The organism is Ruegeria sp. A3M17 (genome assembly GCF_003318255.1).
Taxonomy (GTDB): Bacteria; Pseudomonadota; Alphaproteobacteria; order Rhodobacterales; family Rhodobacteraceae; genus Ruegeria.
The window spans coordinates 34,664-54,766 of the sequence record NZ_QOCF01000018.1; the positions used below are offsets into that span (position 1 = coordinate 34,664).

The window sequence follows — 20,103 nt, forward strand, 5'->3', positions numbered from 1 at the left end:
GATGAAAAAGAACCCATTGGGGCGCACTGGTATTGAAGTGACGGATCTGTGCCTTGGCACCATGACGTTTGGGACGCAGACCTCTGAGGCGGATGCACATACCCAGATCGACATGGCGCTGGAGGCTGGGATCAATTTCGTCGACGCGGCTGAGATGTACCCGGTGAACCCGGTTTTGAAAGAGACCGTGGGGCGGACCGAAGAAATCCTGGGCAACTGGAACACGGCGAACCCCGCGCGGCGGGGGGAGTATGTTCTGGCGACCAAACATTCCGGTGCAGGTTTCACCCATGCCCGCGACGGGGCACCAATTTCTGCGCAAACGATTCCCGAAGCGATCGAGGGGTCTCTGCGCCGGTTGCAGACGGATTGCATCGATCTGTATCAGTTTCATTGGCCCAATCGCGGCAGTTACATGTTTCGGCAGAACTGGACCTATGCGCCGTCTGGTCACAACACCGATGAGGTGTTGGCGAATATGCAGGAGTGTCTTGAAGCCCTGCAGCAGCAAGTCGACAAGGGCAATATCCGCGCGTTCGGCCTGTCGAATGAAAGCGCATGGGGTACCGCGCAATGGCTACGGCTGGCCGAACAGATGGGCGCGCCGCGGGTCGCTTCGGTTCAGAATGAGTATTCTCTGCTGTGCCGCCATTTCGACACCGACATGGCCGAGCTAAGCGTGCACGAGGATGTTGGCCTGATGGCATTCTCTCCGTTGGCGGCAGGGTTTCTGACCGGCAAGTATCAAGGTGGAGCGGTGCCCAAGGGTTCGCGCATGGATCTGGTTCCGACCATGGGCGGGCGTAAGTACGAGCGTGTGTTTGGGGCCGTAGATGCCTATCTGGAGATCGCGATGCGGCATGGCCTGGATCCGGTGCATTTGGCGCTGGCGTGGTGCCGGACGCGCCCGTTCATGATGTCTGCCATATTCGGAGCAACCACGGTTGCGCAGCTGGCCCATATTCTGGCGGGCACGGAGGTGGTGTTGGCGGATGATGTCCTGGCGGATATCAGTGCCGCGCATCGCGCGCATCCGATGCCGTTTTAGGGGGCTCTGCCCCCGCCGCGCTTTGCGCGCCTACCCCGGGATATTTTTAGCCAGATGAAGCGGATCCGGTCAGTGATGTGTGGGCTGGATCCGATCCTGACGGAGGTCTCTGGCCGACAGACCGTGGGCGGTGCGGAAGGCACGGGCAAAGCTGGATTGTGAGGCAAAGCCTGTGGCGAGTGCCACGTCCATCAGCGGCATGTCAGTGTCGGCAACAAGGCGTCGGGCTTCGGCCAGGCGCAGTTGCAGGTAGTGATCCTGCGGCGTCGTGTTCAGGCGCAGGCGGAACTGCTGTTGCAGGGTACGCGGGCTGGTGCCCAAGGTGTCGGCGATGTCGGCCAGGGGAAGCGGGTCCTCAAGAGACCTTTCCATGAGCGAATTCGCCTTTGCTGTCAGAGCGGTATGGCGATGCGGTGCACCTGTGCGGCTTTGTGGCTTGGACGGCTCGGGTGCGCCCTCGTATAGGAACAGGCCGGACACGCGGGCAGCAAAGCCGGCGCCGTGGCGCGCGGCGATGATGTGCAGCATCATCTCAACCGCCGGGATTGCGCCACCAGAGGTCAGGCGGTTGCCGGAAACAGTGAACCGGTCTGGGCGCACATCAACGTCCGGAAAGCGGGTTGCGAAATTGTCCAGGTCTTCCCAGTGCGTTGTGGCGGAGTGGCCGTTGAGCAGGCCTGCTTCGGCCAATAGCCAGGGGCCGCCATCAATGCCGGCCATGGTGGCTCCGGTGCCTGCAATGCGGCGCAGACCTGCGAGCAGGCTGGGTGTGGCGTGGCGGGCCAGCTGGAATCCCGCGATGACGATCATCAGGTCGCAGCCCTGCAGCCGCGCCAGCGGTGTGCCCGGAACATTTAGGGCGCTGGTCAGCATCGCCGGTTCCGCCGTAGCGGTCACATAATCCCAGTCAAAGGCCGGGCGGTCCGCCAGACGATTGGCGGCGCGCATTGGATCAACGGCCGAGGCAAAGCTGAGCGTGTTGCACTCATCCAGAACCAGCACCGCCGTTTTCAGGGCGCGATGTTCGGGCTGCAATATGTTTTTTGCGGATTTCATCAAGTTCGATTCGCATTCTGGCAAGTTGTTTCCATAAAGCTGCGCCAAAGTTGGGGATGAACGCAAATCGGAATCCGGGGAGAAGCCTGAGGATAACTTGGGTCAAAACCGGGTATAAGTTGGGGAAAACACCATGCCACTGGAAATGAACCGCGAAGTCTTCATCACCTGCGCCGTCACCGGCTCGGGCGGAACGCAGGATCGCAGCCCGCATGTGCCGCGCTCGCCAAAGCAAATCGCCGAAAGTGCGATCGCCGCGGCCAAGGCCGGGGCAGCCATCGTACATTGCCACGTGCGCGATCCGGAAACCGGTGCACCCAGCCGCCGTCTGGATCTGTACCGCGAGGTAACGGACCGCATTCGCGAGGCCGAGGTCGACGTGGTTTTGAACCTGACCGCCGGTATGGGCGGTGACATGATCTTTGGCCCAACTGAATCTCCGCTGCCATTGCGCGAGGATGGCACTGACATGATCGGTGCGGCCGCGCGGGTCGAGCATGTGGCTGAATGTCTGCCCGAAATCTGTACGTTGGACTGCGGCACCATGAACTTTGCCGAAGCCGACTATGTCATGACCAACACGCCGGGCATGCTGCAGGCGATGGGCCGGATGATGACGCATCTGGGCGTGAAGCCCGAGATCGAGGCCTTTGATACCGGTCACCTGTGGTACGCCAAGCAACTGGTGAAGGAGGGCGTTCTGGACAGCCCGGCACTGGTTCAGCTGTGCATGGGCGTGCCGTGGGGTGCACCCGATGATCTGAACACCTTCATGGCGATGGTGAATAACGTGCCTGATGACTGGACATTCAGCGCATTTGCGCTGGGACGGAACCAGATGGCATACGCGTCGGCTTCGGTGCTGGCGGGCGGCAATGTGCGTGTCGGGCTTGAGGACAACCTGTTTCTCGACAAAGGCGTTCTGGCGGAAAACTGGCAGTTGGTTGAGCGCGCGAACACCATCGTTTCGAACATGGGCGCGCGAGTGATCGGCGCGCAAGAAGTGCGTGAGAAGCTGGGGCTGGTGAAACGAGCGCCCAAGTGAGTCGTGGTTTCGTTTTAGGTCTCTTTGTGACCGTGGCAGCTTGCTCGACATCTACAATTCAAGAGGCAGATGTCGAGTTTGATGGTGCTCACGCCCTGAACGAGATTTGCGAGAACATTGCAGGTGACTATCGCGCAGACAGAAACGCAAACCCCAAACTTTGCGTCGGCTATAATGAGAATGGCTGGCCCATAGATGGTGCAGAAATCAAACTGCCAGACAATTGGTGAAATTAATGACAAAAACAGCAGCTATCATCGGTGGTGGTGTAATCGGTGGCGGGTGGGCCGCGCGATTCTTGCTTAACGGTTGGGATGTTCGGGTTTTTGATCCGGACCCGGAGGCCGAGCGCAAGATTGGTGAAGTCCTGGACAACGCGCGCCGGTCTCTGCCGGGGTTAAGTGATGTGCTTTTGCCGTCTGAGGGGGCGCTGACCTTCCACGACGATCTGACTGACGCCGTGCAAGGCGTCACCTGGATTCAGGAAAGCGTACCTGAACGGCTGGATCTGAAGCTGAAGGTTTACAAAAGTTTGCAGGAAGCCTGCGATCCGGAGGCGATCATCGGGTCGTCAACCAGCGGGTTCAAACCGTCCGAGCTGCAGGAAGGCGCGTTGCGCCCTGAACAAATCGTGGTGACGCACCCGTTCAACCCAGTGTATCTGCTGCCGCTGATCGAATTGGTGCCGACCGACAAGAACCCGCCGGAAATGGTCGACCGCGCGAAGGACCTGTTGAAATCGGTGGGTTTCTTCCCTCTGCATGTCAAAAAAGAGATCGACGCGCATATTGCTGACCGGTTCCTCGAAGCCGTCTGGCGCGAGGCGCTGTGGCTGGTCAAGGACGGCATCGCCACGACTGAAGAGATCGACGAAGCAATTCGCATGGGCTTTGGCATTCGCTGGGCACAGATGGGTCTGTTCGAAACCTATCGTGTGGCCGGTGGTGAGGCGGGGATGCGGCACTTCATGGCGCAGTTCGGACCGGCGTTGCAATGGCCCTGGACCAAGCTGATGGATGTGCCCGAGTTCACTGACGAGCTGGTCGACATGATCGCAGATCAGTCTGACGCGCAATCGGGCATGCATTCGATCCGCGAATTGGAGCGTATTCGCGACAATAACCTCGTTGGGATGATGCGGGCGCTCAAGGCGCAGAACTATGGGGCCGGTGCTGTTCTGAACCAGCATGACGCGGCGCTGAAACCGGGTGCTTTGCCGACGATGGATCAGGTCGATCTGAGCCAGCCAATTCTGACCTTGTCGCGCGCGGTGCCATTGGACTGGACCGACTATAACGGTCACATGAACGAGGCGCGGTACCTTGAGGCCTTCGCCGCAGCGACCGACCGGTTCATGGAGATCATGGGGTGTGACGCGGATTACATCGCCTCGGGCGGCAGTTACTTCACCGCAGAAAACCATATCCGGTATATCGACGAAGTCCACGCGGGTGCAAAGATCGAAGTGCGAACGCAGATGCTGTTGGGGCAAGGTAAGAAGCTGCACGTGTTCCATTCCATGTACGAAGGCGACAAGCTGTTGGCCACGGGCGAAAGCTTCCTGCTGCATGTCAGTCTGGAAACCCGCCGCCCGAGTGCACCTTCGGCAGAGATCGAAGCGGCTATGGCCCGGATCGCTGAAGCTCAGGCAGGATTGCCTTATCCTGAAGGTGCGGGTGCTGCGATCCGCAAACCGGCATGAGTGGGTGCGTTCTGATCACGGCTGGCGCCTCGGGCGTTGGCCGCGCCATGGCCGAGGCATTTGATGCAGCCGGTGCGAAGGTCTGGGTGGCTGATGTTGACCCGAATGCCCTGTCAGATTGTCCGGCCCATTGGCGGCGGTCCGAGGCGAACGTCGCGGATGAGAATGCCGTGGCCTCTTTGTTCAATGACATCGAGGCGGAATGGGGTGGTTTGGACACCCTGTGCGCAAATGCCGGAATCGCGGGACCAACCGCTTTGGTTGAAGACGTTGCATTGGCGGATTGGCGCATGTGCCTTGCAATAAATCTGGAGGGTGCCTTTCTGTGCTCCAAATACGCGGCTCCAATCCTGAAACGTCAGGGCAGAGGCGCGGTGGTCATTACGTCTTCGACGGCTGGCCAATACGGGTACCCCAACCGCGCGCCCTATGCGGCGGCGAAATGGGGGATGATCGGGCTGGCCAAGACCCTGGCGATGGAGCTTGGGGCGCATGGCGTGCGGTGCAATGTCATCTGCCCGGGGTCGGTCGAAGGCCCCCGGATGGAGGGCGTGCTGCAGCGCGAGGCCGGTGCCAAGGGTATGACACGTGATCAGGTCTATGAGGGTTATGCCTCGGGCACTTCAATGGGTCGCTTCGTCGAAGGGCACGACATCGCCAATATGGCTGTGTTCCTTGCATCGGATGCGGCGCGGCTGGTGTCGGGGCAGGTGATTGCCGTCGATGGGCACACCGTCAACCCCGACCCGAAAATTTAACCCTGATTGGGTCCGCGAATCTGGCGGATGCTCTGACGAACCGCCTGCCAGTCGCGGGCTTGCTGCATGTTCCCGGCGTCTTTGCATTCGCGCATCTTCTGCGCGGCTTCCGCCTCGGCCTGATCTCCGTGGGCGGAATAAAGCGCCCGTGCGTATTGAGCGGTTTTTAGTGCGTCCATTCCTATGGTCCTCCGTCTGTGATCGGATCGCTCGAAAGTTCGCGCCAAGTGACGATATCACACCTTGGCCACTTGCGCATCTATGTGATTGCGATCAGGTAGATATTGCTGATCGTAGCTGCCTGAGGTGTTCGGGGAAATCCCGCGCCGTCACATCCGCTTCGCGCACCAACGTATCGAAATGACGGGAAAAAACCTCGATCCTGTCGCGATCCCGAAAGGCCATATAGTGACTGCCCGCGTAGAACACACACAGCAGCGGGCCAAAAATCGTGACGGGCGCAGAGTAGAGGCGTTTGGCATCAAACAGATAGATGCGCATGCGGGGATATAGCTGGTCGCTCAGCTCTAACAGGTGGTCGATCTGATCCATCCTGATTTTCGGGCACAGGCCTTCGTAGTATCCGGTCGCGCGGGCAAAACTGTCGATCTCATACAGTGGCATGGCGATTTCATAATCTGATTGCGCGCTGCGCATCCACGTCAGTCGATCTTCTGATGCGCCGATGGCCTGATCCGCTGTTCGCCCCAGATGCGGGGCGTATTCCCACTCTAGCACGGCGCGGGTTTTCAGCATGTCGGGCAGGGTGGCAGGTACATAGCGAACCTTGTAGCCAGCCGCCTCTTTGTGCCATTCGAAAATGCGTTCATCGACCAGCGCGCGGGGCGCCTTGGTCATACTCAGAGAAAGCGCCAGAAGCTCTGCAGCGCTTTCGGGCCGATTCGATAAGCTCAGCAGCCAGTCAGCCGAAACACCAAGCGCTGTGGCGCAGCTGCCAACGACATGCGCGTTCGGCAGGCGCGCACCTTCGCCAGTCAAAAGTTGGGATACGGTCGATCGGTCGACACCGATATTCCGGGCAAGCGCGCTTTGGCTGATGTCACGTTCGTCCATCGCACGAGCAAGGCGTTGGCGAAACTGCGCAGCGCGGTCTCGTTTGTCTAATTTATCCGTCATATGTTGATTTATATCATGAGTGATGAGTTTTGTTAATCATATTCAGAATTTTCAACTCGGCCAGAACCGGTAATTCTTAAAAAATAACAATAATATGGGTGACGGAATGGAAACGCGACGAAGATCGGTCGTGAAGGCTGTGGTGTGGAATGCGATGGGCCTGGTCATGATGACGCTGGTGGGTCTTATCGCGACAGGCTCTGCCGCAGTTGGTGGGACATTGGCGATTGTGAACACGGGCATCGGCCTGACGATGTACGTGATTTATGAGCGCGTTTCGGCAGGTATCACATGGGGCCGAAATGTCTGAGCGGCCGGGTCCCGAGTGGGGCACCTTTGGCCTGATTATTGCGTGCTATGCGGCGTGGCTGGTGGTGATCTTCACGCTTCCCGTCTGGCTGGCTATCCTCGCCATGGGCTTGGTCGCAGCGTTGCATTCATCACTGACACATGAGGCGCTGCACGGGCATCCGTTCCGTACGCGCTGGCTGAACGAGGCGCTGATGGTGCTGCCGCTGACCTTGTTCATTCCGTACCACCGGTTCCGCGACTTGCATCTGGCGCATCACAGGGATTCGACGCTGACCGATCCCTATGACGACCCCGAGTCGAACTATCTGGACCCTAAGGTTTGGAATACGCTCAAAGGCTGGCAGAAGCGGCTGCTGAGGGCGAACAACACGCTGCTCGGGCGCATGGTGCTGGGCCCGGCGATTGGTCAGTACATCTTCTTTCGGGATGAGCTGCGCGGCGCCAAACATGGAGACAGAGCCATACTGCTGGCATGGGGGCTACATCTGATAGAGGTGGCCGTTGTTTTGTGGGTGGTTGCTCAGTCACCCATGCCTGTTTGGGCCTTTGTCTTGTCCGCCTATTTTGGTTTGGCGTTGGTCAAGATCCGGACTTTTCTTGAACACCGGGCGCACGAAAACTCCAGCGCCAGAACGGTTATTGTCGAAGATCGAGGATTGCTGGCTTTTTTGTTTCTGAACAACAATCTGCACGTCGTTCATCACATGAATCCCGGCGCTCCGTGGTACTGTTTGCCTGCACTTTATCGTGCAGGAAAAGACCGCTATCTGGCCAGCAACGAGGCTTATGTCTATCGGTCTTACGGGCAGATTTTCCGATCGTATTTCTGGCGTGCCAAGGACCCGGTCGAGCATCCGCTCTGGCCAAAGGGTTGATTTGACGACACAAGGGAATCCATGAGTTTGTGGATTCCCATCACCATCGCCGCCGCGGCATTTCAGACCGTGCGGTTCATGCTGCAAAAGTCGCTGAGTACTGTGAAACTTTCGGCAGCCGGCGCGACTTTTGCGCGGTTTGCTTATTCCATGCCACTTGCCGTTCTGGGCCTGATCGTTGCGATGCAGTTGACTGGTTTCAACCTGCCGGCCCTGACCGGGCGTTTCTGGTTGTTTGCAGTGATCGGCGGAACAGCGCAGATATTGGCGACCATCTGCGTGGTGGCTTTGTTCAAACAACGCAATTTTGCCGTCGGTATTACATTCAAGAAGACCGAAGTTATTCAAACCGCCATCGTCGGATTTCTGGTTCTGGGCGACCAGGTATCTTCGGGTGCGTTGTTTGCGATTGTTCTGGGACTGGTGGCTGTCTTGCTGTTGTCGAAAAGTCCTGGTGGAGAAGGCGCTTGGTGGGCACACCTCACCAACCGTGCATCGCGTCTTGGGCTGGGTTCGGGCGTGCTGTTTGCTTTCTCATCCGTCAGCTATCGCGGTGCCTCGTTGGAGCTGGGGGATTTGGACGCCTGGTTCCGGGCACTGGTCACCTTGGCCGTGGTCGTTTCGTTTCAATTCCTCAGCATGGGACTGTGGTTGCTGTGGCGCGACCGGACCGAGCTGCGCGCGGTTTGGGATACACGCCGAACCGGCGTTTTTGTCGGGCTCACCAGCCTGTGCGGGTCGTTCTGCTGGTTTTTTGCCTTCACGCTGCAAAACGCGGCCTATGTCAAAGCTCTGGGGCAGGTCGAGCTGATCTTCAGCCTGTTCGCCTCGATCTTGTTTTTCCGCGAAAGAATCACCCGGCGCGAGATCGCCGGGATGACGTTGCTTGGTGCCTCGATACTGGCACTGGTGCTTACGATTTAGCCTGCGCGGCGCTCATCAAAGCTGAGGGCGATGAAGCTGGGCAGGTGATCGCCCATGCCGACAACTGCAGGGCCCCTATCGTCTCTGCGGCCGCGGCCTTTGGACTCTTTGTCCTTACGGGACTCTCTATCCTTGCGCGGCTCTCTATCCTTACGAGGCTCTCTTTCCGTGCGGGGCTCACTTTTGCGCCGATCGGACTTTTTGGTGTCCGCCGCTTTGTGCTGATTCTCGGTTTTTGGGGTATCGGCTTTGGAGTCATCCGCCTCAATCGGGTTGTTCAGACGGGGAATTTCTTTCTGAATCAACTTCTCCACCGCCGCCAACGCCTTTTCATCGCGGGAAGAGCAGATCGTGATCGCCTTGCCCTCACGCCCGGCGCGACCGGTGCGGCCAATGCGGTGGACATAATCCTCGGGGTGACCGGGGACGTCGAAATTGATCACATGGCTGACGGATGGCACATCCAATCCGCGCGCGGCCACGTCCGAGGCCACGAGTAGACGCAAAGACCCATCCCGGAAGCCGTCGAGTGTTTTCGTGCGCTGGGATTGATCCAGATCGCCGTGGATCGCGGCGGCGTCATAGCCGTATTTCTTGAGAGACTTGGCGCAGATATCCACGTCTGTCTTGCGGTTGCAGAAGATGATGGCGTTGGTGCACTTCTCGCCTTCAGCGTCGATCAGTGCCCGCAGGACATTGCGTTTCTGGCTGGCCTCACGATCCCGACGACCGCCTTTGAACATGACAACGCCCTGTTCAATAGTTTCCGAAGCGGTGGCCTGACGCGCAACCTCGACCCGCGTGGGTGCAGACAGGAAGGTGTCGGTGATCCGCTCAATCTCGGGGGCCATAGTGGCCGAGAAGAACAAGGTCTGGCGTGTGAACGGCGTCAGCGAGAAGATGCGTTCGATATCGGGGATGAACCCCATGTCCAGCATCCGGTCAGCTTCGTCGACAACCATGATTTGAACACCGGTCAGCAGCAACTTGCCGCGTTCGAAATGGTCCAGCAGGCGACCCGGCGTGGCGATCAGGACGTCAACACCCCGGTCGATCAACGCGTCCTGTTCTTTGAAGCTGACGCCGCCGATCAGCAGCGCTTTGGTCAGTTTCAGGTGTTTGGCGTAGGTGTCGAAATTCTCGGCCACCTGCGCGGCCAGTTCCCGAGTCGGGCACAGCACCAGCGAGCGCGGCATCCGTGCACGGGCGCGCCCACGGGCCAGCAAGGTGATCATCGGCAGCGTAAAGCTGGCCGTCTTGCCGGTACCGGTCTGAGCAATGCCCAGAACATCACGACCTTCAAGGGCAGCGGGTATCGCGCCTTCCTGAATCGGCGTGGGCGTTTCGTATCCGGCTTCCTCAATGGCTTTGAGGACCTTCGGGTTCAGGTTCAGTTCGTTGAATTTTGTCATGTATGTCCGGTTCATGCGGACACTAGACCTAGCCCGCGCGTCAATGGAATGCCGGGCCCGGATGGCCATACGCTGTCGGGCGCATTGCGGCTTTGCGCGGACATAACAAAATCATGAGGCAGGGTCAAATGAAGAGCCCTTAACCTGACGTTGCTGGCGCCCACTGCTGGTTTTCCGCAACAATTCAGCAGCTTCCGGGAAAGTGTTTCGCAACTTTCGCGTCCAGATCCAGCGGTCTGTGCCGGATCAACCCATATTCTTCGAGACGTGCGCGCACGCCGGCATCAGCACCGTTGATTTCGTCGTAAAACGCGCGCAAGCCGTCCTGACCCTGTTCTGTTTCGATCCAGTTGAACAGCTCATTCTTGTTCAGGCCGCCCAGTTCGCGCGGAACGTTCGGGGACATGCCGGGTTGATAGGACCCGCGCGCCATCCGGAATTGATAGTGGGCCGCCCAGTGGTCCCAATCCGGGGCGTGGCGATGACACAGCTCTAACCCCGGCAGTTCGAATTTGCAGGGCAGAAGCTTTTTGTTTTGAAACAAGTTGTGGATGCGAAAGTTCAGCTTTTCCATGCCTGTGCGGACAAACAACTTACCCTGAACATGGCTGAGGAACCCGCCCAGAACAAAGCCGCCATAGTTGGGATAGATCGACTGCACCATGGCCGAGCGGTTGGGGCCGCTGGGTATATACGCCTTAAACAGATCCTCGCCGCCTGCCATTTCCTCCATCGGCCGGACGCGGACGGCAGGGGTTTCGGGTGGGACGGATTGCAACTGCTCCCGGATAGGTTTTGAGGACCACAAAAACTCATCCACGTCGATATGGGCCAACCAGTCCAGATCCGTGTTGCGATAGGCGAATGTTGCATGAAGTGTCTGGCGAACCTGATGGCGGTCCGGGCGGTCACGCTTGCGATTCCCCCAAAAGGCATCATCACAGATTCGCGCCCTGACTTTCGGGTGTTTCTTCAGCGTCTGGTGCGCCTCACGATTGGGTTCGTCCAGATAGATGTACAGATAGTCCGCACCCAGATCGAGGTGATGGGCTGCGAACTTCAGTATATTCTCGGTCGGCCCGCGGACCATGGACACGATACCCCAGGTCGTCATTCGCGCGCTTCCCTGCGCGCTGTACGAATCTCACGCATTTTGGCCAGGCGTCGGAACACTGTACCGGGATCGCGATTCAAAGCCCTGAACCGATGATCGGCGAGGGGGGCAATCGTGTCGTCCGTCAGTGCCCGCGTCCAGACCGGAGTCAGGATGTTGACGTCTAATCCGCCATTCTCGAGCGAGAAACCGTCCATCTCCATCGGCAGTTCAGCATTTGCCTTGCGCCTGAATGAATATGATTGATCGGGCGAATGGCCGGAAAACAAACGCTCAAATTCGTAGAGCTTCATAAGACCGAACAGCATACGCATTGAGTGCCCGACTTCACGTTGTGTGGGTGTGGCGCCGTGATCGGCAAATGTCTGAACTGAAGACACCTGCCAACGCAGATCAAGCTGTTGCAACAGATGATCCGAATGTTCGGCCCACAATCGGCAAAACAGGGCCGGCGCGTGGTTCGGCCAAGATCGTTTGCGCAGGATCGAGATGAGCTGCGCGTTCAGAAAAGCCAGTTCAGATTTTCCGACGAATTCCTGCGCGATATGTCTGCGTTTGCGCGTCCAGGATGTATCCGCCTGGCCGGGTTGCGACCGTGTTGCGCTTTCAGGAACAATCTGACGCGCCAAAGCGGTCAGATCGGTATCTTCCGCTGGCAATACCTCGTCCAGGAAGTCGAAAGGCGCTCGTCGCCTTTCGAACCTGTTTTGTAGGGCGGGCAAGCCACCCGAATACGTTAGGTCATCATCCATTCGTACTTTCGGCCCGTGCCATCACGCCATCATCTCTTTCGTGGCCGTCAGGTTCAATTCGGGATAGTCGCGGACGACCCGGTCGATGTCCCACTGCAGGCGCGTCAGATAAACGATATCGCCGTCATGATCATGGGCGATGTGCTGCTTGTTGGCGTCGACGAACTTCTCGACTTCGGCCTTGTCGCCGCTTACCCAGCGGGCCGAGGTGAATTGCGACGCCTCAAAGCGCACGGGCAGGCCGTATTCCATCTCAATCCGGCTGGCGAGCACTTCGAATTGCAACGCGCCGACGACGCCCACGATAAAGCCCGACCCGATCGAAGGTTTGAACACCTTCGCGGCGCCTTCCTCGGCAAATTGCATCAGAGCCTTTTCCAGATGCTTGGCCTTCATTGGATCGCCGGGGCGCACGGTTTGCAGCAGTTCCGGCGCGAAAGAGGGGATGCCGGTCACCCGGATCGCTTCGCCTTCGGTCAGCGTGTCGCCGATGCGCAATTGCCCGTGGTTGGGGATGCCGATGATATCACCGGCCCAGGCCTCTTCGGCCAGTTCGCGGTCGGACGCCAAAAACAGCACAGGGTTCGAAATCGCCATCGGCTTTTTCGACCGCACGTGGGTCAGTTTCATACCACGCTTGAAATGGCCCGATGCAATGCGGACAAAGGCCACGCGGTCACGGTGCTTGGGGTCCATATTTGCCTGAACCTTGAAAACAAAACCGGCGACCTTCTTTTCTTCCGGTGCGATTTGACGCGGTTCGGCAGACTGGATCTGCGGCTGCGGGCCGTAAGCGCCGATGCCCTCCATCAATTCCTTGACACCGAACGAGTTGATGGCCGAGCCAAACCAGATCGGGGTCATATGCCCCTCAAGTACCGCCTGCGGGTCCATGGCGGGCAGCAGTTCGCGCGCCATCTCAACCTCTTCCAGGAACTTTTCCAACAGGTGCTCGGGCACGTGTTCGGCCAGTTTTGGATCGTCCAGACCGTTGATTTCGATGCTTTCGGCCACCTTGTTACGGTCGGCGCGGTCCATCAGTTCCAACCGGTCGCGCAGCATGTCATAGCAGCCGATGAAATCGCGACCCACGCCGATGGGCCATGCCGCAGGGGTGACGTCGATGGCCAGCATTTCCTGAATTTCGTCGATGATCTCGAACGTGTCGCGGCTTTCGCGGTCCATCTTGTTACAGAAGGTCAGGATCGGCAGATCACGCAGGCGACAAACCTCGAACAGTTTCTGTGTCTGGCTTTCTACACCCTTCGCGCCGTCGATTACCATCACGGCGGCGTCCACAGCGGTCAGCGTGCGATAGGTGTCTTCCGAGAAATCGCTGTGACCGGGCGTATCCACCAGATTGAACCTGAAGGTGTCATAGTCAAAGGACATCGCTGATGCGGAAACCGAGATACCGCGATCCTTCTCCATCTGCATAAAGTCCGAACGGGTCCGCCGGGCTTCGCCCTTGGCGCGCACCTGACCAGCCATCTGAATCGCGCCCCCGTACAACAGGAACTTTTCAGTCAGCGTCGTTTTGCCAGCATCCGGGTGCGAGATGATGGCGAATGTCCGGCGCCGGGCGATCTCGGGCGGCAAAACGGGTTGGTTGGTGGCAGTATCAAGCATGAACGCGCGTATATGCGGGGAATTCTGCCGAGGCAAGACAAAGGGGGTGTTCAGAATCGCCCGACCATGGCAAAAAGAACATATAGTGAACAAATGATGGAGAGGTGTGATGAATTTAAAAGAAATCGCAAACGAACTGGTCGCTGGTTGCCGCGAGGGTCGGGCCAAAGCGAATTTGGATAAGCTCTATGCAGACAATGCCGTTTCTGTCGAAGCTGTGGATTACTCGGGTATGGGGCGCGAAGTCGCCGGGCGCGACGCGATCCGCGGCAAACACGAATGGTGGGAAGGCGCACATGATGTAACCGAAGCTTCGGTAAGTGACCCATTTGTGCATGGTGAGGACCGCTTTGCCGTGATTTTCGAAGTGAAGGGTACTGTTCTGGAAAGCGGTGACAGCTTTGATATGCGCGAAGTCGCCATTTACCACGTCGCGGATGGCAAGATCGTGCGCGAAGAGTTCTTTTATTAACGTGTTTTGGATTCTGGTCTTCCCTGAAAGGCTGGTGCTAGATGTGCGGCAAAGACAGGGAGGATCAGATGGATCTTGGGATCAAAGGTAAACGTGCGCTGGTTTGTGCCAGCAGCAAGGGTTTGGGTCTGGGCTGTGCCGAGGCATTGGCCGCGGCCGGTGTTGATCTGGTGATGAACGCGCGCGGGTCTGAGGCTTTGGAAGCCGAGGCCACGCGTCTGCGATCTGAACATGGGGTGGACGTGCAAACCGTCGCCTGCGATGTGACCTCGGTTGACGGGCAAGAGCAGGTGATAAAAGTCGCGCAGAATGTTGATATTCTTGTGACAAATGCCGGTGGCCCGCCGCCCGGTTTGTGGTCGGACTGGGATCGTGACGATTTTATTAAGGCGCTGGACTCTAACATGCTGACGCCGATTGCCTTCATGAAGGCACTGTTACCGGGGATGATGGACAAGGGCTGGGGCCGGGTGGTGAATATCACCTCGCAATCTGTACGCGCACCGATCCCAGCGCTGGGTCTGTCGAATGCAGCCCGCACCGGTTTGACAGGCTATGTTGCCGGAACAGCGCGTCAGGTGGCGCCGAAAGGGGTAACGATCAATAACTTGCTGCCTGGCATTCATGCCACCGACCGGGCGGATTCGTTGGATGGCGGTGTCGCCGCGCAAAAAGGAATTTCGATAGACGAGGCGCGCGCTGAACGCGCGGCAACCATCCCGGCGCGACGGTATGGAACGCGTGAAGAATTCGGTGCAGCCTGTGCGTTCCTGTGTTCGCAGAATGCGGGTTTCATTGTCGGGCAGAACATACTGCTGGATGGTGGCGCCACCAACCTGACGATGTGATCATGGCTCAAAACTTCTCGCTTAAAGATCAACTGTTTAATGTCGAAAAGACCCGCTATTTGGCGGGGCTTTTCGCGGGCGCGGACCCGTCCTTTGATGCTGAGGCGTTTGAGGCGCAGGTCATGTCGCGTCTGCTGGATCTGGAGCTGAAAGAGAGGATGGCCTGGATCGCCGAATGCCTGCAACAGGCGGTGCCGGGCGACTTGCCTCAGATCGCACCTACGCTGCTGCGCGCCTTGCCGCCGCCTCTGGATCCCGGCAAAACGGATGATGATTTTGGTGATTTCATCTTTGCTCCGCTGGGTGACTGGGTTGTTGCCGTGGGGATGGATCATCCGGAGCAGTCATTGGATGTGGTTGAGGAATTGACCCAAAGATTTTCAATGGAATGGGCCATACGTCCGTTCCTCAACACCCATCAGGAACAGGTGCTGGCGCGGATGCAGGAGTGGTGCGCGCATGACAGCTATCACGTGCGCCGGCTGGTCAGCGAAGGCACAAGACCGCGTTTGCCTTGGGGGCAGGCGGTCGGGCTGGAATTGACCGATCCGCTGCCTCTACTGGATCGGCTGCATGCCGATGGAACGCGTTATGTCACCCGGTCGGTTGCCAACCATCTGAATGACATCACCAAGAAAGACCCCGATCTGGTTTTGGACCGGTTGCAGGATTGGACTAGGAACGGACAGCAGGATCAGGCTGAGATGGGCTGGATGACCTCGCACACATTGCGCGGGCTTGTGAAAGCGGGTCATCCGCGCGCCATGAAGATGCTGGGCTTTGACCCGGATGCGAAGGTTTCGGCCGATGTCACCATCAAGGGTGATGCCCGGATCGGTGGTGCGCTGGAATTCGATGTAATGCTGAGTGGTAACGGCGACCAACCTGTTTTGGTGGATTACATTGTTCATTTTCAAAGGCCTGGGGGTAAAACCTCAGCCAAAGTGCACAAGCTGAAACAGTCCGCGTTGGCAGATGGTGCTCTTACCCTGACCAAAAAGCACAAGCTTAAAGGTGATGCGACCACGTTCAAACTGATCCCCGGTGCGCATCGGCTTGAGATTCAGGTGAACGGCAAACTGCGCGCGGGTGTTGATTTCGAACTGTTGGCATAACCCCTAAAACCCCTCACGCTTTCGCCAGATTATTAAGGCCCGGATTGCGCCAAGCCCCGCGCTGCTTTAGCTGCTATGCAGCCATCAGACAGAAGGATGACCGCGATGAAGCATGAGGCAGTGCAGAATTACTATGGCGAAGTCTTGCAGGGCAGCTCGGATTTGCAGACAAACGCGTGTTGTACGCCTGATGACATGCCGGATCATGTCAAAAAGATCCTGTCGAAAATTCATGATGAAGTTCTGACGCGCTACTATGGTTGCGGTCTGATCGCTCCGCACGACCTTGAGGGGATGAGCATTCTGGATCTCGGCTGTGGTGCGGGACGTGACGTTTATGCCCTGTCTGCAATGGTAGGTGAAAAGGGGCGCGTTGTGGGTGTGGACATGACGCCGGAGCAACTGGGCATCGCGCGCGCGTATCAGGACTACCACGCGCAAGCCTTTGGGCATTCAGTCAGCAATGTAGAATTCCACCATGGCTATATCGAAAAGCTGGACGAGCTTGACCTAGAACCCGGTTCTTTTGACATCATCGTCTCGAACTGCGTGATCAATCTGGCCACCGATAAAGAGGCTGTTTTGCGTGGCGCGCATCGGTTGCTGAGAGACGGGGGCGAGATGTATTTCTCGGACGTCTACGCCGACCGCCGAGTGCCTAAAGAGATGGCCGAGGATGAGGTTTTGTACGGTGAATGCCTGTCCGGCGCGTTGTATTGGAACGATTTCCTGTCGATGTCGCGCAAAGCGGGCTTTGGCGATCCGCGCCGTGTCACGCATCGTCCGCTGACCATCGAAAACGCGGTTCTGGAAGAGCGCGTCGCACCGCTTAAGTTCCTGTCCGCCACCTACCGTCTGTTCAAGCTGCCCGAGTTGGAACCAGACTGCGAGGATTACGGCCAGGCCGTGATCTACAAGGGCACCATCCCGAACGCCCAGCATCTGTTCGAACTGGATGATCACCACGCGATCGAGGCAGGCAAGGTTTTTCCTGTCTGCGGCAATACGTGGATGATGTTGAAAGATACGCGTTTTGCGCGGCATTTTGAGTTCATTGGCGATTTCTCGACCCACTATGGAATTTTCGAAGGCTGCGGCGGTGAAAGCCCGTTCGAGGCCACGGGGGAGGCCCCATCCGGCGGCTGTTGCTGATCTCTTGCACCTGAGGGGCGGGGTTGTTATCCCCGCCTAAGCCCGATGGAATTGATCGGGAAAGGCAACGGGGCCCATCGGTGACAGAAAACGCTACTCCTCCTCGACTGGAAATCCGAAATCTGGTCGCCCGGTATGAAGGGCGGGTTGTTGTGGATGACGTCTCGCTGACGGTGCGGGCGGGGCAGGTGACCTGTTTGTTGGGGCCTTCAGGCTGCGGCAAGTCCACGACGCTGCGCATGATCGCGGGCGTCGAGATGCAGGAATCCGGTGAAATCTACGTCGATGGCAAGCTGATCTGTGACACGGTGTTTCGTGTACCGCCCGAACGGCGCGAAATAGGGCTGATGTTTCAGGACTTTGCCCTGTTTCCGCATCTCAGCGTTGCCGACAATGTGGCCTTTGGCCTGAAGGGGCATAGGGACGAAAAACGCGCCCGCGTCGAAGCGCTGCTGCGCAAGGTCGACCTGATGCGTTTCGTCGACGACTACCCGCATCATCTGTCAGGTGGCGAGCAGCAACGTGTGGCACTGGCCCGCGCATTGGCCCCGCGTCCGCGGATCATGTTGATGGATGAGCCTTTCTCGGGCCTCGACAACCGGTTGCGGGACGGCATTCGGGATGAAACGCTTGCGATCCTTAAGGAAGAGGACGCCGCTGTTGTTCTAGTCACGCATGAGCCAGAAGAAGCGATGCGCATGGCGGATGAAATCGCCCTGATGCGGCGCGGTAAAGTCGTGCAACAAGGCGCGCCCTACAACGTCTTTACCCGCCCGGCGGACAAGGCGGCGGTGGCGTTTTTTAGTGATATCAATGTTTTGCCATCTAAAGTGAATGGAGCCTTGGCGGAAACGCCATTCGGGCAATTTCTGGCACCCGGCGTTCCGGACAATACGGATGTTGAGATCGTATTCCGCCCACAGCATGTGCGGCTGGATTTTGACCGTAACGGCAAGGGGCCGCTGCCGACACCGACCGACGGCGTTGCCGCGCGGGGCGTGGTCGAGCGGGCACGGTTTTTGGGCAACGAAAGCCTTGTTGAATTTCGGATGGACCATGACGGCTCGATCCTGAGGGCAACGGTGCCCAATGTCTTTGTTCCCAGTCCGGGACGGGTCATGTGGCTGACCATTCGTCGCGACAGGTGTTTCGTTTTCCCGGTTTAGGCTGGAAAGCCACAGTTTAGCGCCAAGTGGTGCGCGAAAGCATCAGATTGGACGCGCGCTTTGCTTGCCGCGACGCGGGGGCGGGTCTATCAAGGGCAAAACGCCGGGTGGATGGGGCTTATGCGTATACTTCTGACCAATGATGACGGGATCAATGCCCCGGGGCTGATCGCACTTGAGGCGATTGCCGCCGATCTGGCAGGCCCGGATGGCGAGGTTTGGGTCGTGGCACCTGCGTTCGAACAATCGGGTGTCGGCCACTGCATCAGCTATACCCACCCGATGATGGTCGCCAAGCTTGGCGAACGCCGCTATGCCGCCGAAGGCTCTCCTGCCGACTGCGTGTTGGCCGGGTTGCACGACGTGATGAAGGACACGCCGCCCGATCTGGTGTTATCCGGTGTGAACCGGGGCAACAATTCGGCCGAGAACACGCTGTATTCCGGCACGGTCGGCGGTGCGATGGAAGCCGCCCTGCAGGGTATTCCTGCGATTGCCTTGTCGCAGTATTTCGGGCCGCGCAACCTGGGTCTGGATGATCCTTTTGAGGCTGCAACGCGATACGGGGCCGACCTTGTGCGGCGAATTCTGAAAGCAACGCCTGAAGAGCAGGGCGATTACCGCCTGTTTTACAACGTGAATTTCCCGCCTGTCCCAGCAGGTGAGGTTCTGGGGACGCGCATCGCGCCGCAGGGTTTTCGCCGGGATACCAATTTCTCGGTTGAACCGCACAGCTCGCCCTCCGGTCGGCGGTTCCTGTGGATCAAGGGCGGCTATCAGCACAATCCGACAGCACCCGGAACCGATGCGGCGGTTAACCTTGGGGGCTACATCTCGGTCACACCGATGCGTGCGGACCTGACGGCCCATGACGTTCTGGAACAACTGAAGTCGATCGAATGAGCGGACTTGATCCAGAAACAACCATGCAATTCCTCTTCGCCCTGCGGTCGCGCGGAGTAACGGATGCGCGCGTTCTCGCTGCGATGGAACAGGTCGATCGGGGCCGGTTCGTCAAGGGTCTGTTCGCCGAGCGCGCTTATGAGGATACACCGCTGCCGATCGCCTGTGGCCAGACGATCAGCCAGCCTTCGGTAGTGGGGCTGATGACGCAGGCGCTGGATGTGCGCCCTCGTGACACGGTGCTGGAGGTTGGTACAGGCTCGGGCTATCAGGCGGCGGTTCTGTCTAAGCTGGCGCGCCGGGTCTATACGGTCGAACGTCATAAACGTCTGGTGCGCGAAACCGGCGAGCTGTTTCGCGAATTGGGAATGACCAATGTGACGGCGATGCTGTCGGATGGGTCATTCGGTTTGTCAGAACAAGCCCCGTTTGATCGAATCATTGTGACCGCCGCCGCCGAGGACCCGCCCGGGCCGCTCTTGGCGCAGCTCAAAATCGGCGGTATCATGGTTTTGCCGGTGGGACAGTCGGATGCGGTTCAGACCCTGATCCGGGTCAGACGCACCGAGACCGGCCTGGACTATGATGAATTGTTGCCCGTTCGGTTCGTGCCCCTGCTAGAAGGGCTTGGCAAAGACGGAGCGTAAAGAAATATTTTGCGATAAGCGCTGGAACCTCGGACA

General features: G+C 58.4%; 22 protein-coding genes. 15 read left to right on the top strand and 7 right to left on the bottom strand.

Annotation, left to right across the window (positions count from 1 at the left end):
* Window position 1 precedes the first annotated feature (1 nt).
* Window positions 2-1,048: an aldo/keto reductase gene (locus DS906_RS10295; protein WP_113790099.1), complete on the top strand. Its 1,047-nt coding sequence runs from the start codon at window positions 2-4 to the stop codon at window positions 1,046-1,048.
* 69 nt (window positions 1,049-1,117) lie between these two features.
* Here the strand turns inward: DS906_RS10295 and DS906_RS10300 are convergent, their stop codons facing one another.
* On the bottom strand, window positions 1,118-2,104 hold the full coding sequence (locus DS906_RS10300; protein WP_113790100.1) for a GlxA family transcriptional regulator: 987 nt from the start codon (window positions 2,102-2,104) through the stop codon (window positions 1,118-1,120).
* A gap of 133 nt (window positions 2,105-2,237) precedes the next feature.
* Between DS906_RS10300 and DS906_RS10305 the strand changes: the two genes are divergently transcribed.
* Genes DS906_RS10305 through DS906_RS10320 form a run of 4 tightly spaced genes read left to right on the top strand, consistent with a single transcriptional unit; the run spans window position 2,238 to window position 5,609 of the window.
* The gene (locus DS906_RS10305; protein ID WP_113790101.1) at window positions 2,238-3,149 is read left to right on the top strand and encodes a 3-keto-5-aminohexanoate cleavage protein; all 912 of its coding nucleotides are present in this window, start codon (window positions 2,238-2,240) and stop codon (window positions 3,147-3,149) included.
* A complete protein-coding gene (locus tag DS906_RS22485; protein WP_113790102.1) occupies window positions 3,146-3,379 on the top strand; it encodes a hypothetical protein in 234 nt (77 codons plus the stop codon). Before DS906_RS10305 ends, DS906_RS22485 begins: the two co-directional genes overlap by 4 nt.
* A 5-nt stretch (window positions 3,380-3,384) precedes the next feature.
* On the top strand, window positions 3,385-4,851 hold the full coding sequence (locus tag DS906_RS10315) for a carnitine 3-dehydrogenase (protein ID WP_113790103.1): 1,467 nt from the start codon (window positions 3,385-3,387) through the stop codon (window positions 4,849-4,851).
* Window positions 4,848-5,609, top strand: coding sequence for an SDR family oxidoreductase (locus tag DS906_RS10320; RefSeq protein ID WP_113790104.1), 762 nt, complete (start codon window positions 4,848-4,850; stop codon window positions 5,607-5,609). Before DS906_RS10315 ends, DS906_RS10320 begins: the two co-directional genes overlap by 4 nt.
* Here DS906_RS10320 and DS906_RS10325 read toward each other — a convergent pair.
* Together DS906_RS10325 and DS906_RS10330 are read right to left on the bottom strand one after the other, a co-directional pair.
* Window positions 5,606-5,788, bottom strand: coding sequence for a hypothetical protein (locus tag DS906_RS10325; protein WP_058271838.1), 183 nt, complete (start codon window positions 5,786-5,788; stop codon window positions 5,606-5,608). The genes DS906_RS10320 and DS906_RS10325 overlap by 4 nt on opposite strands.
* A gap of 94 nt (window positions 5,789-5,882) precedes the next feature.
* Window positions 5,883-6,746: a helix-turn-helix domain-containing protein gene (locus DS906_RS10330; RefSeq protein ID WP_113790105.1), complete on the bottom strand. Its 864-nt coding sequence runs from the start codon at window positions 6,744-6,746 to the stop codon at window positions 5,883-5,885.
* A 106-nt stretch (window positions 6,747-6,852) separates the two neighbouring features.
* Here DS906_RS10330 and DS906_RS10335 point away from each other — a divergent pair, with 106 nt between their 5' ends.
* From DS906_RS10335 to DS906_RS10345, 3 genes are read left to right on the top strand one after another with little or no spacing between them, the layout of a single operon-like run.
* Window positions 6,853-7,056: a DUF2061 domain-containing protein gene (locus DS906_RS10335; RefSeq protein ID WP_113790256.1), complete on the top strand. Its 204-nt coding sequence runs from the start codon at window positions 6,853-6,855 to the stop codon at window positions 7,054-7,056.
* Complete coding sequence (locus DS906_RS10340) at window positions 7,049-7,933, top strand: fatty acid desaturase (RefSeq protein WP_113790106.1); 885 nt, start codon at window positions 7,049-7,051, stop codon at window positions 7,931-7,933. Before DS906_RS10335 ends, DS906_RS10340 begins: the two co-directional genes overlap by 8 nt.
* A 21-nt stretch (window positions 7,934-7,954) precedes the next feature.
* Window positions 7,955-8,857 (top strand): DMT family transporter, encoded by a 903-nt coding sequence (locus tag DS906_RS10345; RefSeq protein WP_113790107.1) that lies wholly within the window; start codon window positions 7,955-7,957, stop codon window positions 8,855-8,857.
* Here the strand turns inward: DS906_RS10345 and DS906_RS10350 are convergent.
* The 4 genes from DS906_RS10350 to DS906_RS10365 form a co-directional block, all read right to left on the bottom strand.
* Window positions 8,854-10,284 carry a DEAD/DEAH box helicase gene (locus DS906_RS10350; RefSeq protein ID WP_113790108.1) on the bottom strand — a complete coding sequence of 477 codons (1,431 nt, stop codon included), beginning with the start codon at window positions 10,282-10,284 and terminating at the stop codon, window positions 8,854-8,856. The two genes, DS906_RS10345 and DS906_RS10350, sit on opposite strands and share 4 nt — an antisense overlap.
* A 169-nt stretch (window positions 10,285-10,453) precedes the next feature.
* A complete protein-coding gene (locus DS906_RS10355) occupies window positions 10,454-11,383 on the bottom strand; it encodes a glycosyltransferase family 2 protein (protein WP_113790109.1) in 930 nt (309 codons plus the stop codon).
* Entirely contained in the window at window positions 11,380-12,135 is a 756-nt protein-coding gene (locus DS906_RS10360; protein ID WP_113790110.1) for a hypothetical protein, read from the bottom strand. The genes DS906_RS10355 and DS906_RS10360 overlap by 4 nt, the downstream gene beginning before the upstream one ends.
* A gap of 21 nt (window positions 12,136-12,156) precedes the next feature.
* Window positions 12,157-13,764 carry a peptide chain release factor 3 gene (locus tag DS906_RS10365; protein ID WP_113790111.1) on the bottom strand — a complete coding sequence of 536 codons (1,608 nt, stop codon included), beginning with the start codon at window positions 13,762-13,764 and terminating at the stop codon, window positions 12,157-12,159.
* A gap of 109 nt (window positions 13,765-13,873) precedes the next feature.
* Here DS906_RS10365 and DS906_RS10370 point away from each other — a divergent pair, with 109 nt between their 5' ends.
* The 7 genes from DS906_RS10370 to DS906_RS10400 all read left to right on the top strand — a co-directional run bounded on the left by DS906_RS10370 (window position 13,874) and on the right by DS906_RS10400 (window position 20,067).
* On the top strand, window positions 13,874-14,236 hold the full coding sequence (locus DS906_RS10370; protein ID WP_113790112.1) for a nuclear transport factor 2 family protein: 363 nt from the start codon (window positions 13,874-13,876) through the stop codon (window positions 14,234-14,236).
* Window positions 14,237-14,304: 68 nt separating this feature from the next.
* A complete protein-coding gene (locus tag DS906_RS10375) occupies window positions 14,305-15,084 on the top strand; it encodes an SDR family oxidoreductase (protein WP_113790257.1) in 780 nt (259 codons plus the stop codon).
* Window positions 15,085-15,086: 2 nt separating this feature from the next.
* Entirely contained in the window at window positions 15,087-16,199 is a 1,113-nt protein-coding gene (locus DS906_RS10380) for a hypothetical protein (protein WP_113790113.1), read from the top strand.
* Between the two features lie 105 nt (window positions 16,200-16,304).
* Window positions 16,305-17,351, top strand: coding sequence for a methyltransferase domain-containing protein (locus DS906_RS10385; RefSeq protein ID WP_113790258.1), 1,047 nt, complete (start codon window positions 16,305-16,307; stop codon window positions 17,349-17,351).
* A gap of 80 nt (window positions 17,352-17,431) precedes the next feature.
* The gene (locus tag DS906_RS10390; RefSeq protein WP_233494756.1) at window positions 17,432-18,517 is read left to right on the top strand and encodes an ABC transporter ATP-binding protein; all 1,086 of its coding nucleotides are present in this window, start codon (window positions 17,432-17,434) and stop codon (window positions 18,515-18,517) included.
* A gap of 120 nt (window positions 18,518-18,637) precedes the next feature.
* On the top strand, window positions 18,638-19,420 hold the full coding sequence (surE, locus tag DS906_RS10395) for a 5'/3'-nucleotidase SurE (RefSeq protein ID WP_113790114.1): 783 nt from the start codon (window positions 18,638-18,640) through the stop codon (window positions 19,418-19,420).
* Window positions 19,417-20,067: a protein-L-isoaspartate(D-aspartate) O-methyltransferase gene (locus DS906_RS10400; protein ID WP_058271826.1), complete on the top strand. Its 651-nt coding sequence runs from the start codon at window positions 19,417-19,419 to the stop codon at window positions 20,065-20,067. The genes surE and DS906_RS10400 overlap by 4 nt, the downstream gene beginning before the upstream one ends.
* Window positions 20,068-20,103: the final 36 nt, after the last annotated feature.

Coding starts and splice junctions, on each gene's coding strand:
- DS906_RS10295 (WP_113790099.1), top strand. CDS start 2: ATGAAAAAGAACCCATTGGGGCGCACTGGTATTGAAGTGACGGATCTG.
- DS906_RS10300 (WP_113790100.1), bottom strand. CDS start 2,104: ATGAAATCCGCAAAAAACATATTGCAGCCCGAACATCGCGCCCTGAAA.
- DS906_RS10305 (WP_113790101.1), top strand. CDS start 2,238: ATGCCACTGGAAATGAACCGCGAAGTCTTCATCACCTGCGCCGTCACC.
- DS906_RS10315 (WP_113790103.1), top strand. CDS start 3,385: ATGACAAAAACAGCAGCTATCATCGGTGGTGGTGTAATCGGTGGCGGG.
- DS906_RS10320 (WP_113790104.1), top strand. CDS start 4,848: ATGAGTGGGTGCGTTCTGATCACGGCTGGCGCCTCGGGCGTTGGCCGC.
- DS906_RS10325 (WP_058271838.1), bottom strand. CDS start 5,788: ATGGACGCACTAAAAACCGCTCAATACGCACGGGCGCTTTATTCCGCC.
- DS906_RS10330 (WP_113790105.1), bottom strand. CDS start 6,746: ATGACGGATAAATTAGACAAACGAGACCGCGCTGCGCAGTTTCGCCAA.
- DS906_RS10335 (WP_113790256.1), top strand. CDS start 6,853: ATGGAAACGCGACGAAGATCGGTCGTGAAGGCTGTGGTGTGGAATGCG.
- DS906_RS10340 (WP_113790106.1), top strand. CDS start 7,049: ATGTCTGAGCGGCCGGGTCCCGAGTGGGGCACCTTTGGCCTGATTATT.
- DS906_RS10345 (WP_113790107.1), top strand. CDS start 7,955: ATGAGTTTGTGGATTCCCATCACCATCGCCGCCGCGGCATTTCAGACC.
- DS906_RS10350 (WP_113790108.1), bottom strand. CDS start 10,284: ATGAACCGGACATACATGACAAAATTCAACGAACTGAACCTGAACCCG.
- DS906_RS10355 (WP_113790109.1), bottom strand. CDS start 11,383: ATGACGACCTGGGGTATCGTGTCCATGGTCCGCGGGCCGACCGAGAAT.
- DS906_RS10360 (WP_113790110.1), bottom strand. CDS start 12,135: ATGGATGATGACCTAACGTATTCGGGTGGCTTGCCCGCCCTACAAAAC.
- DS906_RS10365 (WP_113790111.1), bottom strand. CDS start 13,764: ATGCTTGATACTGCCACCAACCAACCCGTTTTGCCGCCCGAGATCGCC.
- DS906_RS10370 (WP_113790112.1), top strand. CDS start 13,874: ATGAATTTAAAAGAAATCGCAAACGAACTGGTCGCTGGTTGCCGCGAG.
- DS906_RS10375 (WP_113790257.1), top strand. CDS start 14,305: ATGGATCTTGGGATCAAAGGTAAACGTGCGCTGGTTTGTGCCAGCAGC.
- DS906_RS10380 (WP_113790113.1), top strand. CDS start 15,087: ATGGCTCAAAACTTCTCGCTTAAAGATCAACTGTTTAATGTCGAAAAG.
- DS906_RS10385 (WP_113790258.1), top strand. CDS start 16,305: ATGAAGCATGAGGCAGTGCAGAATTACTATGGCGAAGTCTTGCAGGGC.
- surE (WP_113790114.1), top strand. CDS start 18,638: ATGCGTATACTTCTGACCAATGATGACGGGATCAATGCCCCGGGGCTG.
- DS906_RS10400 (WP_058271826.1), top strand. CDS start 19,417: ATGAGCGGACTTGATCCAGAAACAACCATGCAATTCCTCTTCGCCCTG.